The following is a 13,573-nucleotide window of genomic DNA, read 5'->3' as shown; positions in this document are numbered from 1 at the left end:
ATTTTGAATGTTTTGTCGTTAGATTATAAAAAAATAATATCTAAAGGTTAAGTTCTTTTTACTTTTATTTTATTTATAATCCCTTTTATAACCATTTGAATCACAACTACAGCTACAATAATGGCAATAATTAAGCTCAGATATTGTTTAACAAAATAGTTGTCACTAAAGAAATATACTGTATATGTAATTGAAAAAGACCAAATAATAGCTGATATGGCTCCTAATGTAACGAATTTGGCATAGTTCATGTTGCTAACTCCAGCAACAAATGGAGTAATCGTTCTAACAAAGGCTATAAAGCGTGAAAAAATTATTGCTTTTGTACCGTATTTATCCAAAAATTCTTTGGTTTTAATTAAATATGCTTTTTTGAGGATTCTAGCATGTGTACTAAATAATTTCTCACCAATAAATTTACCAGTAATATAGTTGCAGGAGTCTCCGATAATAGCTCCTAAACAAATTGATAGAACCGCTAAATGAATGTTGATACTTGTTGCAGCAGCAGTTACACCAATTGTAAATAGTAAGGAGTCACCGGGAAAAAATATTCCAAGAACAATTCCAGTTTCACAAAAAATGATAAAAAACAGTAGTATATAAAACCAAACACCTAAAATATCTATGAAGTAATTTATATACTCATTAAAATGGATAATAAAATCAAACATTGCTCTACTCCGGTTTGATTTTTATTGATAAAGCATGGATTTGTGGCATAAGTGATTGTGTACATCTGAATATTTCTTTATGTGCTTTAATCTTTGCCATATCACTTAACTTTTTAGATGAAACATTGACTAAATAGTGGTATTTACCTTCTATAAATCCTCTGTGTTTTGCGTGCTTGTGTGTTTCATCTATTATTTCAATTGTTGCTTGAGGATCAAGTTCAGATAGTATTTTGTTTTTAATTTCATTAGCTAGAGTAGTACTATCCATATTTTATAATATCCTCGTAGGTGTAATAATTAAATCAAGCTTAATATCATATATATCTATGATGATATCATCATTTTGCTGTTCATCAAAGGCTATGCCTATAGTTAAAGGGGAATTGCAGTTTTTTTTGAAGCTTAATGTATAGTCATAGAAACCTCCTCCCATGCCCATTCTGAATTTATCTTTATTGAAACCAACAATTGGCACGATAATAATATCAAGTTCCCAAGCAGAAATGATGTCAGTTGCTGAATATCTAGGCTCTTTAATCTTATATTTATTCAAATAATACTCTTTTGAATCTTTTGCGAACCATAAACTATGTTTTATAAAAGGGTGAATTATAGGTAAGTAAATATTTCTGAAGTGGTTATTGATTAAGGATGTATTAACTTCATTTTTAAGAGAAACAAAACTAGCTATTTTGGGATCTGAGAAGTTGTTTTTGATATAATCTATGACTTTAAAGTTGATTTTAGATGATAGTTCATCTTTATCATTTAGATTGTTCCTAATATTTAAGAGTTCTCGGCGTATATGCTCTTTGTTCATGACTAAAACTATAAATAATTAGTTGTCCAGATTACCGTTTTAGTTCAATATTCTTGATCCCTATGGTATCAAGTTTGGGTGCCATAGTTCCAACGTTGGGCTTCTTTGTGAATGCATGGCATCAAAGCTTGCTCTCTAGTTCAAACACCAAGCTCCCTATTCTAAGTAGTATCGGTACAAGATTGTAACTAAATCACCAATAACCCAGACAACTAAACTTTTGAATACATGGGTATTATAAACAACAACATCTTCTCTTTGAATAATTTACACTAAAAAGTTTATAGATATATTGCTTGACTTTAGCTGATTTAAGTTATCTATTTTTAGTGTGTTGAAGGTGACTATCTTATTAGAGTAATACTTTAAAAAAATACCTATAACTAATTATCTATATACAGTAAAATATCATTTAATAATATATAAAATAAAATTCTATCTATGAAAAATGAAAAACCTAATTTTGAAGATGTCGCAGAAGCTCTAAAAGTAATGCAGGCTTTAACTACGGCTTCAGAAGCACATGGGCTACTTTGTGCATTATTTAGCTTTGGAGCAGAAGTTAAATTCACTGCATGGTCAGATTCTTTGATGACAAAACCAATCGAAGAAGGTGATTTGATAGCGGCTTCGGCTTTGCAAGCTATGAAAAAACTTTATGACTACACTCAGTCGCAGTTTGATGAAAAAGGCTTAAGTTTTGATTTATTCTTACCAGAAGATGATGAGCCTTTAAGTTATAAAGCTGGAGCATTAACTTACTGGATCAGAGGTTTTTTATCTGGTGTAGGTTTATTTGGTTTAGACTACGAGAATTCTAAAGATAGAGAGACTAAAGAAGCAATAAGCGATTTAATGAAAATATCTTATATGGACTACGAAGCTCTTGAAGATAATGATGACTGTGAACAAGATTTTATTGAATTGCTTGAATATACAAAAGTTGCAGTATTATTAATTGATAGTGAAAAAGTTTAGGTATTTATATGAATACTAAATATGATGTAGCGATTGTTGGTGGAGGTATTGTTGGCTTATTAACTTCCTTAGCACTTGCTAGAACGGGATGTTCAATTATTCATATTGAGAAAGATGAGCTAGAAGTCAAAAATGATAACCGTAGTATCGCTGTCTCTTATTCATCGATAGCATTTCTGAATACTCTTGGTTTGTGGGATAAAGTTGCTAGTAAAACTCAAACCATAAAAAAGGTTCATGTCTCTGATAAAGGACGATATGGTAGAGCTGAGATTTTTGCTAAGGATGAGAATCTGCCATTTCTTGGGGCTATCGCTCCAATGCGTGAACTATTAGCAGTTGCATTGCAGAATGTTGCTGAAAATGAAAACATCGAAAAAGCTTTTAAGACTAATGTGGTTAGTTTGCAAAAGAATGCTGATGATTATTCGCTAGTTGTTGAGCAAGAACAACAAGATAAAATAATACAGGCTTCACTAATAATCGCTTGTGATGGTGCAAGCTCAAGTATACGTAAAATGCTAAATGTAGGAGCTCAAACTACTGATTATAAACAAGATGCAGTCGTTTTTGATATCCAAACAGATCTTGATAATGATAATACAGCGTTTGAGAGGTTTATGACTGATGGTGTGCTTGCAATGCTTCCTAAGTCAAAAACTACAATGGGCTGTGTTTGGACTGTTGATCGAGAAGACTCAAAAGCAAAGTTAAACCTAGGCAAAAAAGAGTTTGAGGAACTGGTTCAAGATAGATTTGGTTATAGATTAGGTCAGATTGAAGTTGCTACTAAGCCTGATGTTTTTCCTTTATATCTTGTTCAATCAAATGAAGTATATAAAGATAATGTACTATTTTTTGGTAATGCTTTGCATTTTTTACATCCTGTATCTGGTCAAGGCATGAATTTAAGTATTCGAGATATCGGCTTTTTATATGATTTACTTGTTGAAAGTGATTTTTCACAAAGCTCTATAGCAGTAGTTTTAGAAGAGTTTGCCAAAGTTAGAAAACCAGATCATGATAGAACAATTAATATTACACATGGATTTGTGAAATGGTTTGTTTCAAATGATTTTAAATTTGTGGCAAGTAGAAATGTTGGATTACACTTGTTACAAAGAAGCAAATTAGCCAAAAAAGTTCTATCTCGAGTGATGATGGGTAAGCTGACAAGAGGTTCAACACTAATGAGAAAGGTGGTTGAAGATGAACATTAAAAATATCCAAAAAGATGTGGTGATTGTTGGTGGAGGTATGGTTGGGCTTAGTTTGGCTCTATCTTTGCATCAAAATGGTCTACAAGTCGCTGTAATAGAAGCAAGAGAAATGAATTATAAGCATCTCAATTCAGATAGAGTAGAAACAAGAGTAAGTGCAATTAATCACACTTCAAAGAGATTGCTAGAAGATTTGGGTGTTTGGAATGCCATTAAAAGCAATCGTATATCACCATATTATCAAATGTGTGTTTGGGATGATGTTCCTAGTGAAAGTATTACTATTTCAGCAGAAGAGATATCTGAGCATAGTTTGGGTAATATTGTAGAAAATGATGTTATAACACAAGCTCTCATTACTAAAATTAGTAATACAGGTATTGAAATTTATGCGAATCAGAGGATTGAAAAGATCCAAAAGAATGGTAACACGGAACTAGTTGTTTTAGCTGATAAAATTGTCGAAACTAGCTTGATCGTCGGCGCAGATGGAGCTAACTCTTTTGTTAGAGATTATTTTAATTTTGAAACTAAAGTTAAACCATATAAACATACTGCGATAGTGGCAACTCTTGAGCTTGAAAAACAACATAATCAAACAGCATATCAAAGGTTTTATGGTAAAGGAGTTTTAGCATTTTTACCGTTAGAAAATCCTAATAAAGCTTCGATCGTTTGGTCTGTAAAAACTGATTATGCTAATTTCTTAATGAGTTTAGCTGATGAGAAGTTTGAATTAGAGTTAGCAAAAGCAATTAATAATACTCTTGGGAGTGTAAAACTTTTATCAAAAAGATTTAGTTTTGAGCTAGTTCAGCGTCATGCTAAGAGTTACATTAAAAGTAATGTTGTTTTAGTTGGTGATGCAGCACATACAATCCATCCACTAGCTGGTCAGGGTGTAAATATCGGTTTTAAAGATGTTATAGCTTTGAGTAAAGTTGTAAGTGAAGCTTTTGCCAAAGGTAGATTAATTGGTCATATCTCAACGTTAGATAAATACCAACGCGAAAGAAAGCTTGATAATACTAAGATGATAGCTCTTATGAAAGCTTTTAAAGAGGTGTTTGGTAGTGAGAATGATTATATTAAAAAAGCTCGTAGAGCTGGATTTGAGTTTGTTGATAAATATAGTATTGTTAAAAGTTTAGTAGTAAAACAGGCTTTGTAAACTTATTGATTAATTTCTTGTCGAGCTTTTTCTAAATCTTTTAGAAAATCTTGGTTTCCGTTTAAAATTGCAAAATTTGCTAAAGCTACAGTTCTAGCAGCTTGGATATCACTTTTCCAATGTACTCCGCAAACAACTCGACTTTGGGATTTTCTATCCGCTAACTCAAAAAGCTGCTTAGCTGTTTGTGGTTTTAGCTCTGCTAGAATCATAGCGTAATTCCAGGCTCTAGAGGAGTGTCCAGAAGGGTATGAGTAGCTACTAGGATCCTCATCAGGATCGCAAGGTTTTCTATCAAAAAACACGAAGGGTCTTATTCTCTTGTATTTTTCTTTAGCTGATTGCTTTATATTCGATACATCAGTTGTTGATCTATTTAATAAACTGTATATTGCGGGAGTTTTGTCTTTAGTGATTTCTTGGCCAAAAGCTTTGCTAAAATCAGCAATATGAACATCTTGGTCATTAGATGCGTCATGAATTGCTATTTTATAATCAGTAGTATTTTTATTTTGGCTAAATACTGCTTCTGATATCGCTTTGTCACTAGAAAATGCTAATGAATTTGTACTTGGAGGAGCTCCGATAATACTATCTATATTTATGATTTGATTTTTGGGTATATATCCACTAGGCCAGTTACTAGCAAAAGAGGCTGATAATGTTACAAATATAATAATTGTAATGGATAGAAATTTTTTCATAGTTAGTTTTTAGATATTAAATTAGTTTTGGAAAATTATATTAACATATTCAGATGTATAGGAAATATTAGTTAAGAGTAAATCTTTATAAATTTATCCCTTGGTTATCACTTCTAATAGTAACCTTTATATTGTTGTAAATATAAAAAAACAGATGATTTTGATTATAAATTAGATTTTTAAATAGGCGAATTTACAAATATTAAAACTTCTTAATATCAATTCCTAACTTCTTTTGTAGTTTTTCGATATAAGAGAATTCAGTTTCTTTAATAATTAGAATACTATTGCCGGACTTACCCATACGACCTGTTCTACCTGCTCGATGTTGGTAATCTTCTGCTTTGGATGGGATATCATAATTTATTACAAAATCAACATCATTAATATCAAGTCCTCTAGCTGCAACATCAGATGCAACTAAAACTTTGATTTGTCCACTTTTGAATTTTTTGATGGTATTAGCTCTATCAATTTTATTTTGTTCACCATGAATAGAGCCAACCCCACATTCTAGTTTATCTATTTTTTTTGTGACGAAATCAACGTCATTATTTCTATGTAGAAATACTATAGATTTGGAAGGAGATATTTTGTTTAGTAACTTTCGTAATGTATCGGTTTTACGATTACCATCAGCTGTGATATAGCTATGTTCTATAGTTTCTTTTTCTTTGGAGTTATCAATAAGCTCTAAATTTTCGATAAAACTACTCGCAATATCAAAGGCGTGGTTTTTGATAGTAGCAGAGCCTAATATATATTGTAGATTTGTGGTTTTAGAGATAATTTGTTTTAAAAGCTTTAAGCTGTCATCTTCAAGCATACGATCTGCCTCATCAATAATACAGTATTGTAGATGAGCAGCCTTTAGTTTTTTTTGATCGATAAGTTCTAGAATCCTGCCAACAGAGCCAACTACAATATTTGGTTTTTTCTTTAATTTTTCTTTTTGTCTGTCTATCGATGCTTTACCAATTAGTGCTAGTGATTTAATGCCTATACTTGAGAATGTCTCATTTATAAAATTACTAATTTGAATGGCTAACTCATGAGTAGGTGTGAAAAAAACAACTTGTGTAAGAGGTTTTTTATCTATTAATAATTTATTCATAATTGGCAAAATATAAGCAAGTGTTTTACCGCTACCAGTTGGTGATTTTAGCCAGATATTTTCTCCATTTGAGATTTTTTCAAAGCTTAAAATCTGTGAGTTTGTAGGTATTTTGATATTTTTATTTTCTAATATTTCTATGATGTTTTGGCTTAAGTTTAAGTCTGAAAATAACATAAATATGTATATTTAAATTGTTATATATGGATAATAGCATATTAGGATGATAATGGCCTAAATTGTTATATCTATTATCTAAGATATGATAATATTTTGCTCAAAAGATTTTTTTAAAATAAATTTATTAAATGAGAACGGACGATTTCGATTATAAGTTACCAGAAGAGTTAATTGCCAGCTATCCTTTAGAAAACAGAGATGCTAGTAGGTTGTTAAAGTTAAATAAGCAAACTGGCGAGATTGTAGATCATAAATTTACTGATTTTATTGATTTTATTAATCCTGAAGATCTGCTTATCTTTAATAATAGTAAAGTAATGCTAGCTAGACTATATGGTGAAAAAACTACAGGCGCAAAGCTTGAATATCTTATAGAAAGAGTTAAAACACCTAAAATTTTTGAAACACATATTAAAGCAAATCGCTCACCAACTATTGGTAGTGAAATATATGTCCAAGATACTTTAGCAAAAGTATTAGAAAAAGATGGCGGAATGTATCTACTTGAACTGCAGGGTAATAAAGATATCTATCAATTGATGGAAGAGTTTGGGCATATTCCTTTACCTCCGTATATGAAGCGAGATGATGAAGAATTTGATGCTGAACGATATCAGACAGTTTATGCAAAAGATTTAGGCTCTGTTGCTGCTCCAACAGCTGGTTTGCACTTTTCAGAAGAGCTAATGCAACAAATAAAAGCTAAGGGTACTGATATAGCTTATATCACTTTACATGTTGGATCAGGAACTTTTAAACCTGTTCAAGTTGATGATGTCAATAACCATAAGATGCATTCAGAAGTTATATCTGTATCTGAAGATGTTTGTGAGAAAATTCGTCAAACTAAAGCTAATGGTGGTAGAGTAATAGCTATTGGTACAACTTCTGTACGCTCACTTGAAACAGCAGGTCAAAGTGGAGAAATTCAGCCTTATCAAGGTGAGACTGATATTTTCTTATATCCAGGTAAAAAGTTTAATATCGTTGATGCAATGATTACTAATTTTCACTTGCCTAAGTCTACTCTAATTATGCTAGTTAGTGCATTTGCAGATAAAGAAAAGATTATGAAAGCATATGAGCATGCTATAGCTGAAAAATATAGATTTTTTAGTTATGGTGATGCGATGTTTATTTTTTAAAAAACAAGGAGTGTTTCAAATGAAGTACTTAAAAACAATAGTGTGTGTAATATCAATTGTTTTATTAGGTTCATGTTCAAATGAGCAAGATACTTCAAGTGCTAGCAGTAATGAATCAATTAAAAGTAATTTTAAAGATATGGGTGATTCTGTTGGAGATTCTGCTAAAGATGTAACTAAAAGTATAGGCCATGATTCGAAAAATATAGTTGATGATAGTGGTGATGGATCTATTAAAGAAAATTTTGAAAATATGGGTGACTCAATAGGACATGCAGCAAGAGATGTGACAAGAAGCATAGGTCACGATTCAAGAAATATAGTTGATGGTAATTGATAGCTATAATAGAGGAGTCTTAAAAATGAAATATCTAAAGTTGGTTTATTGTGTTATGTTAGTTGCTCTATTAGGAGCATGTTCTGATAGTGGAGATAGTTCAAGCAATAATGGATCTGTAAAAGGAAACTTCAAGGATATGGGTGACTCAATAGGACATGCAGCAAGAGATGTGACAAGAAGCATAGGTCACGATTCAAGAAATATAGTAGATGGTGATTAAGAATATAGCTATTCTTTAAGAAGTATAGCTTTATTCGCTAAGGAGAGGACTCATGTTAAGAAGTGGTAAACAAATATTAAAAGATTTTTTTTGATGTATTTGCTATAGAATATGTTTTTGGCAATCCAGGAACTACAGAAACTACATTTTTAGATGTGGTTTCTCAAAGTGATAATTGTAAATATATCTTGGGGTTACACGAGTCTGTCGCTACGGGTATTGCTGCTGGATATGCTTTGGAAAGTGGGAAACCTTCGGTATTAAATATACATACTTATCCAGGTTTGGCAAATGCTATGAGTAATATGTTTAATGCTTATGCTGCAGGGATTCCACTGTTTGTAATAGCTGGACAGCAAAATAGAAGTCATCTTATTCATAAGCCTATATTATCAGGAAATTTAACTGAACTTGCAAAAACAGCAACAAAAACACAGTACGAAGTTCAACACGTATCAGATTTAAGTATTGCATTACAAAGATGTTATTTGGAGTCGTTAGAATCTAAAATGCCTACTTTTTTATCTATACCTATGGAAATTTATACGGATGAGTGTAGTACAGGATATTTTAAAAAGACTAAAATACTAAATGACACTCAAGCAACAGACTTAACAGAGATTATTAACCATTTAGAAGAGTGTAAAAGTATTGTTTTTGTTGTTGATGCAGAGGTTATTTGGAGTGCTAAAACCAGATCAAATCTTCATCAGCTTAGTAATAAAGTAGACGCCGATATCTATTTAGCACCATTTGCTGTCAAAACTTCTATTGATGTGAGTTTTGATAATTATAAAGGCATTTTACCAGCTGTTTCGTTAGAGGCTAATAATGTATTATCTAAATATGAAACGGTTGTTTTATTGGGAGAAAAAATCCAGTCTTTTCTATATCATGAAAAGCAAACAATACCCCAACAAAATACTTTAATTCAGTTTAGTAATGGTAATATAAGGACTAGATATGATTATCCTTTCGATTATGTTATTAGAGGGGAAATTGGTAATAACCTTTCGATCATTGCTGATCATTTCGATACTAAACAAACTAAATATAAAAAGAGTTTTGAATTGGAGAAAATTAATACAAATAAAGATAGCATCTTATTTGATATTTTAGACTATTGTTATCGTGATACAGCTATTGTCATAGAGGGTTCTACGAACCAGACACATCTTGAAGAATTAACATATATATTAAAGTTTTCAAAGGTTTATTATGAACCTCGTGGTGGTGCTTTAGGTATGGCAATGCCACTATCTGTAGGTATTTCTTTATATACTAATAAACATACTATATGTTTTGTTGGTGATGGTGGTAGTTTGTATTCTATTCATAGTATTTGGACCGCCGCTAGATATAATATTCCTGTTATATTTATTTGTACTATCAATGATGAGTATAAAATCTTAAAACAATTATGGCACTTGCAGGTTCCACAAACACCAGAGAAAGACTATGTAGGAATGGATATTACAAATCCACGATTAGATTTGAGTAGTATAGCTAAAGGTTTTGGCGCGAAAACTATTACGACTAATAGAAGCAACTATAAAGATTCTTTGGACCAAGCTTTCAAATTTAATGGTCCCACATTTATCACTATATCATCTGATGACTGTTAGGTTCAAAATCTTTGCGATAGCTATATCCTTTTAGCTTTTAGTAATTTATTATTATCAATATTAATGAAAATTAAGTTAGTTAGATAATGAAGAAAGCATTTTTTTTTGATATTGATGGCACTCTAGTATACGAACATAAAGGAGAGCTTTTTGTCTCAGATAAAAATATCCAAGCAATCAAAAAGTTAAGAAAGCAAGGTTATAAGACTTTTATAGCTACAGGTAGATCACCGAGTTTCATTCCTTCAGCAGTTCTTGATTTGCCTATGGACGGTTATGTTACGGCAAATGGTTCTGTAGTCAGTGTTGGTGATAAACTTATTTATGAGAAGCTATTTCCACAAAGTGCGATTGATAATGTTTTAGAGTTTTGTGAAAAACACAATCATGATTGGCTTTTCGAGGGTGAATTTGCATATGTGAACAACCTTGAATCAGAAGATCTTAATTATTTTTATGATAACGTTATAGTAAGTAAGGATAAGATCATTACGACACATAACTTATATAATGTAACAATTTATAATGCTTTAGTTTTGGGTAGGAATGTTGACACTGTAGCTTTAGAACATACGCTTGGAGACGAGTGTGTGATAGCTCCGCATAATGAAAATGGTTATGTTGACTGTTATTTAGCAGGACATACCAAAGCAGATGGTATAAATAAGGTTGTAGAATATCTAGATCTTGAAGGATATGAGACATACGCATTTGGTGATGGTAATAATGATCTAGAAATGTTTGATCGAGTTGATGTGGCTGTTGCTATGGATAATGCTTCCCCTCAATTAAAAGAAAAAGCAAGTCTAATAACTAAAGCAAACTATAATGATGGTGTATATTATGGTTTATTAAAGTTAGGCTTGATTTAGACTTTATTCTTCTGTAGTTTGTTTAGTGGTAGGGGTTAAAATTAACAGACAAAGGAAGATAAATGAATAAGAAAGTTATATTTACTCTAAGTTTTTTACCTCTACTAGCATTAGCTACAGATCAAAATCAAACATCTTTAAATGGTAGTGATCTAATTTCAACAGATGTTGGAACAGCTTATGTTTATGCAATGAAAGATAAGGAAAATACTAATAAGATAGTTAAAATCTTTAATATTTTTATTAAAAGCTGTAACAAAGAGAAAACTCAGTGTACATATCAGTCAAGATCATATGATTCAAAAGGAAAGGAGCAGCTTATTAGAGAATATACATATCTTGTTAAAGATAGTGCAGTATATGAGGTAGATGATAAGATTGTTGGTGATGATGGTATCCTCCATTCTCTTGAGTGCGAGAGTGATTCGACTATTCAACAAAAACCTTTATTTACTCAAAAAATAGAGTTAAATAAACCAGAAATTATTGATACTTCTAATAATGAATACAGTGTTAAAGGTGTATCTGAGTATACAAAATTTATCCCATACATTACTATAAATGGCAATACTTATAAAGACTGTGTTCAGTTAGAGTTTAAAACAAATCAGCACTTTTATAAGGGATTTTCTGAAGACATGGAGCTTAGTGGGATTGAGATTTATTGTAAAGGAATTGGTCAAGTTAAAAATATATTTAATAATGGGTCTAGATAACTTTAGCTTGTCAAAAATCATTGATGGAGCTATATTTTATCTATGTTTGGAAGGTATAAAAAACGTTCGCATATTTCAGATGCTAAAATTAGAGAGATTTTGAAGTGTTTCTGCTTGGATTTAACAGCGACAAATACGAGTAAAATAACTAATGTTAGCAGAGTAACAATTAACCGCTATTTTGATAGATTTCGTAAAATAATTCTATTATCTGATGAAAAATTCTTAGCATCTACTGGAGAGTTTGAACTAGATGAGTCTTATTTTGGAGCTAAACGAGTACGAGGTAAACGTGGTCGTGGTGCAGTTGGTAAAACACCAGTATTCGGTGTTTTAAAACGCGATGAACATAATAAAGTCTACGTTTCTATTGTACCAAACTGCTCTAAAGAGTCCTTAATGCCTATAATACAAGGCAAAATACTCGAAAGCAGCACAATCTATACTGATGGATGGAAAGCATATGATGGGCTTATTCTAAACGGTTATGATCACTATCGTATTTATCACTCTCACAATGAGTTTGCTCGTGGTAAAAACCATGTTAATGGTATAGAGTCATTTTGGTCTTTCTCTAAAAGAAGACTTGCAAAATTTAACGGATTAAGTGATGATAAGTTTGTTTTACATTTAAAAGAGTGTGAATTTAGGTGGAATAACAAAGATAATGATTTATATAAAATCATGTGTACTTTAGTAAGAAAATTTAGTGCTAAAGTTATCTAGACCCTTAATAATTATGATCCTAATACTAAAGAGTATGTGCAAAATGGCGCAGAAAATTTTTTGTATTCTGTAAATAAAAATACTAATGTGTGAAATAAGGGTAAAAAATGTCTAAATAAAGCCTTTGTTTAAGACATTTAATGAGTATGTATCATAAAAAAAACAGTAGTTATCCTCGTGCATGGAGATCTCTTAAATATTAAGAAGATTCCAGCCTTTGCGAGAATGACATGATGATTGAATCAATAGTCTTATATTATAGTATTTATGCTTTAGGTTTTGTAAACGCTAAAATATAAAAAAGAGGTGCATTTATAAGCGCGATTATGTATTTAATAACTAATGTTGAAATTATAACTTCAAAAACATATTCCGTAGGTATAATTCCTGCAAATGCAAATCCATAAGTTATAAGTGTAGTATCAAGAATTTGAGATATTAAAGTTGAGCCAGTGTTTCTTAGCCATAACCATTTTATATCAGAGCTAAAGCTTTTTATCTTAGAGTATATAAGTACATCAAATAGTTGAGATACAAGATAAACTAGGTTTCCAATAATTACAGCTTTTAAAGCGCCACCATTTATTGAGAAAAATAAATTCAAAGAGTTATTTACATCATTATAGAAATCATCATTTAAGCTTGTGAATAGCGTTGAGATAAACATCAAAAGCACGAATGATAGACCAAAAAAGATCGATTTTAGGACAGCTTTGCGTGCTTCTTGTCGACCATATTTCTCGTTAAGCAAGTCATTTGCTGTAAATATGCCCCCAAACATTACATTACCGAGTGTTGCAACAATATGAAAACCAGCAATATCATAAGCAACCCCTTTGTTAACTTGGATATTTGCGGCAATCACACTAATAACTATAAATATATGTAATCCTTTTTTGCCAAAAAGCTTATAAGCTAGAAACAGGACAAAGAAGTCTACAAAAGTAAATAGTATTAAAAGATTGAAATTTGTCATTTATATTCCTTTAGTTTTGTTAACCCTGGATAGTTACGAACAGGGGATTAAAAATCTGCTATAATATAGCAAAATAATTTCTTGATAAC

16 protein-coding genes and 1 other RNA gene are annotated in these 13,573 nt (G+C 31.2%); 10 read left to right on the top strand and 7 right to left on the bottom strand.

Features of this window, described 5'->3' with window-relative positions:
• Positions 1 to 47 precede the first annotated feature (47 nt).
• From IMS64_RS05970 to ssrS, 4 genes are all read right to left on the bottom strand, one after another.
• Positions 48 to 674 carry a VTT domain-containing protein gene (locus IMS64_RS05970; RefSeq protein ID WP_004287466.1) on the bottom strand — a complete coding sequence of 209 codons (627 nt, stop codon included), beginning with the start codon at positions 672 to 674 and terminating at the stop codon, positions 48 to 50.
• A gap of 4 nt (positions 675 to 678) precedes the next feature.
• Positions 679 to 945: a BolA family protein gene (locus IMS64_RS05965; RefSeq protein ID WP_211490149.1), complete on the bottom strand. Its 267-nt coding sequence runs from the start codon at positions 943 to 945 to the stop codon at positions 679 to 681.
• Positions 946 to 948: 3 nt separating this feature from the next.
• Complete coding sequence (locus IMS64_RS05960; protein ID WP_211490148.1) at positions 949 to 1,497, bottom strand: 5-formyltetrahydrofolate cyclo-ligase; 549 nt, start codon at positions 1,495 to 1,497, stop codon at positions 949 to 951.
• Positions 1,498 to 1,516: 19 nt separating this feature from the next.
• Positions 1,517 to 1,711, bottom strand: a non-coding RNA gene (gene ssrS, locus IMS64_RS05955) — 6S RNA.
• A 227-nt stretch (positions 1,712 to 1,938) separates the two neighbouring features.
• On the opposite strand from ssrS, the gene IMS64_RS05950 reads away from it, so the two are divergent.
• Genes IMS64_RS05950 through IMS64_RS05940 form a run of 3 tightly spaced genes read left to right on the top strand, consistent with a single transcriptional unit; the run spans position 1,939 to position 4,866 of the window.
• Positions 1,939 to 2,475 (top strand): UPF0149 family protein, encoded by a 537-nt coding sequence (locus IMS64_RS05950; protein WP_211490147.1) that lies wholly within the window; start codon positions 1,939 to 1,941, stop codon positions 2,473 to 2,475.
• Between the two features lie 8 nt (positions 2,476 to 2,483).
• Positions 2,484 to 3,695 carry an FAD-dependent monooxygenase gene (locus tag IMS64_RS05945; protein ID WP_211490146.1) on the top strand — a complete coding sequence of 404 codons (1,212 nt, stop codon included), beginning with the start codon at positions 2,484 to 2,486 and terminating at the stop codon, positions 3,693 to 3,695.
• A complete protein-coding gene (locus IMS64_RS05940; protein ID WP_211490145.1) occupies positions 3,685 to 4,866 on the top strand; it encodes a UbiH/UbiF/VisC/COQ6 family ubiquinone biosynthesis hydroxylase in 1,182 nt (393 codons plus the stop codon). The genes IMS64_RS05945 and IMS64_RS05940 overlap by 11 nt, the downstream gene beginning before the upstream one ends.
• Before the next feature lie 2 nt (positions 4,867 to 4,868).
• On the opposite strand, the gene IMS64_RS05935 is transcribed toward IMS64_RS05940, so the two are convergent.
• Positions 4,869 to 5,570 (bottom strand): acid phosphatase, encoded by a 702-nt coding sequence (locus tag IMS64_RS05935; RefSeq protein WP_211490144.1) that lies wholly within the window; start codon positions 5,568 to 5,570, stop codon positions 4,869 to 4,871.
• A 202-nt stretch (positions 5,571 to 5,772) separates the two neighbouring features.
• Positions 5,773 to 6,861 (bottom strand): DEAD/DEAH box helicase, encoded by a 1,089-nt coding sequence (locus IMS64_RS05930; RefSeq protein ID WP_211490143.1) that lies wholly within the window; start codon positions 6,859 to 6,861, stop codon positions 5,773 to 5,775.
• Positions 6,862 to 6,992: 131 nt separating this feature from the next.
• Between IMS64_RS05930 and queA the strand changes: the two genes are divergently transcribed.
• From queA to IMS64_RS05895, 7 genes are all read left to right on the top strand, one after another.
• Positions 6,993 to 8,009, top strand: a complete 1,017-nt coding sequence (gene queA, locus IMS64_RS05925) for a tRNA preQ1(34) S-adenosylmethionine ribosyltransferase-isomerase QueA (protein ID WP_211490142.1) — start codon at positions 6,993 to 6,995, stop codon at positions 8,007 to 8,009.
• Positions 8,010 to 8,028: 19 nt separating this feature from the next.
• Positions 8,029 to 8,346: a hypothetical protein gene (locus IMS64_RS05920; RefSeq protein WP_211490141.1), complete on the top strand. Its 318-nt coding sequence runs from the start codon at positions 8,029 to 8,031 to the stop codon at positions 8,344 to 8,346.
• Positions 8,347 to 8,371: 25 nt separating this feature from the next.
• Positions 8,372 to 8,569 carry a hypothetical protein gene (locus IMS64_RS05915; RefSeq protein WP_012280790.1) on the top strand — a complete coding sequence of 66 codons (198 nt, stop codon included), beginning with the start codon at positions 8,372 to 8,374 and terminating at the stop codon, positions 8,567 to 8,569.
• Positions 8,570 to 8,724: 155 nt separating this feature from the next.
• Positions 8,725 to 10,194, top strand: a complete 1,470-nt coding sequence (locus tag IMS64_RS05910; RefSeq protein ID WP_211490139.1) for a thiamine pyrophosphate-binding protein — start codon at positions 8,725 to 8,727, stop codon at positions 10,192 to 10,194.
• A gap of 86 nt (positions 10,195 to 10,280) precedes the next feature.
• Entirely contained in the window at positions 10,281 to 11,066 is a 786-nt protein-coding gene (locus IMS64_RS05905) for a Cof-type HAD-IIB family hydrolase (protein ID WP_042517967.1), read from the top strand.
• A 62-nt stretch (positions 11,067 to 11,128) separates the two neighbouring features.
• On the top strand, positions 11,129 to 11,782 hold the full coding sequence (locus IMS64_RS05900) for a hypothetical protein (protein WP_244972888.1): 654 nt from the start codon (positions 11,129 to 11,131) through the stop codon (positions 11,780 to 11,782).
• Positions 11,783 to 11,824: 42 nt separating this feature from the next.
• Positions 11,825 to 12,508 (top strand): IS1595 family transposase, encoded by a 684-nt coding sequence (locus tag IMS64_RS05895; RefSeq protein WP_200404587.1) that lies wholly within the window; start codon positions 11,825 to 11,827, stop codon positions 12,506 to 12,508.
• A 265-nt stretch (positions 12,509 to 12,773) separates the two neighbouring features.
• On the opposite strand, the gene IMS64_RS05890 is transcribed toward IMS64_RS05895, so the two are convergent.
• Positions 12,774 to 13,484 carry a queuosine precursor transporter gene (locus tag IMS64_RS05890; protein WP_211490138.1) on the bottom strand — a complete coding sequence of 237 codons (711 nt, stop codon included), beginning with the start codon at positions 13,482 to 13,484 and terminating at the stop codon, positions 12,774 to 12,776.
• Between the last annotated feature and the right edge of the window lie 89 nt (positions 13,485 to 13,573).

It is taken from the genome of Francisella philomiragia (assembly GCF_018135955.1).
Classification (GTDB): domain Bacteria; phylum Pseudomonadota; class Gammaproteobacteria; order Francisellales; family Francisellaceae; genus Francisella; species Francisella philomiragia.
This window is presented reverse-complemented; position numbering and strand designations above follow the sequence as displayed.

Excerpts from the sequence above, each read along its gene's own strand:
- IMS64_RS05970 (WP_004287466.1), bottom strand. The coding sequence starts at position 674 with ATGTTTGATTTTATTATCCATTTTAATGAGTATATAAATTACTTCATA.
- IMS64_RS05965 (WP_211490149.1), bottom strand. The coding sequence starts at position 945 with ATGGATAGTACTACTCTAGCTAATGAAATTAAAAACAAAATACTATCT.
- IMS64_RS05960 (WP_211490148.1), bottom strand. The coding sequence starts at position 1,497 with ATGAACAAAGAGCATATACGCCGAGAACTCTTAAATATTAGGAACAAT.
- IMS64_RS05950 (WP_211490147.1), top strand. The coding sequence starts at position 1,939 with ATGAAAAATGAAAAACCTAATTTTGAAGATGTCGCAGAAGCTCTAAAA.
- IMS64_RS05945 (WP_211490146.1), top strand. The coding sequence starts at position 2,484 with ATGAATACTAAATATGATGTAGCGATTGTTGGTGGAGGTATTGTTGGC.
- IMS64_RS05940 (WP_211490145.1), top strand. The coding sequence starts at position 3,685 with ATGAACATTAAAAATATCCAAAAAGATGTGGTGATTGTTGGTGGAGGT.
- IMS64_RS05935 (WP_211490144.1), bottom strand. The coding sequence starts at position 5,570 with ATGAAAAAATTTCTATCCATTACAATTATTATATTTGTAACATTATCA.
- IMS64_RS05930 (WP_211490143.1), bottom strand. The coding sequence starts at position 6,861 with ATGTTATTTTCAGACTTAAACTTAAGCCAAAACATCATAGAAATATTA.
- queA (WP_211490142.1), top strand. The coding sequence starts at position 6,993 with ATGAGAACGGACGATTTCGATTATAAGTTACCAGAAGAGTTAATTGCC.
- IMS64_RS05920 (WP_211490141.1), top strand. The coding sequence starts at position 8,029 with ATGAAGTACTTAAAAACAATAGTGTGTGTAATATCAATTGTTTTATTA.
- IMS64_RS05915 (WP_012280790.1), top strand. The coding sequence starts at position 8,372 with ATGAAATATCTAAAGTTGGTTTATTGTGTTATGTTAGTTGCTCTATTA.
- IMS64_RS05905 (WP_042517967.1), top strand. The coding sequence starts at position 10,281 with ATGAAGAAAGCATTTTTTTTTGATATTGATGGCACTCTAGTATACGAA.
- IMS64_RS05900 (WP_244972888.1), top strand. The coding sequence starts at position 11,129 with ATGAATAAGAAAGTTATATTTACTCTAAGTTTTTTACCTCTACTAGCA.
- IMS64_RS05895 (WP_200404587.1), top strand. The coding sequence starts at position 11,825 with ATGTTTGGAAGGTATAAAAAACGTTCGCATATTTCAGATGCTAAAATT.
- IMS64_RS05890 (WP_211490138.1), bottom strand. The coding sequence starts at position 13,484 with ATGACAAATTTCAATCTTTTAATACTATTTACTTTTGTAGACTTCTTT.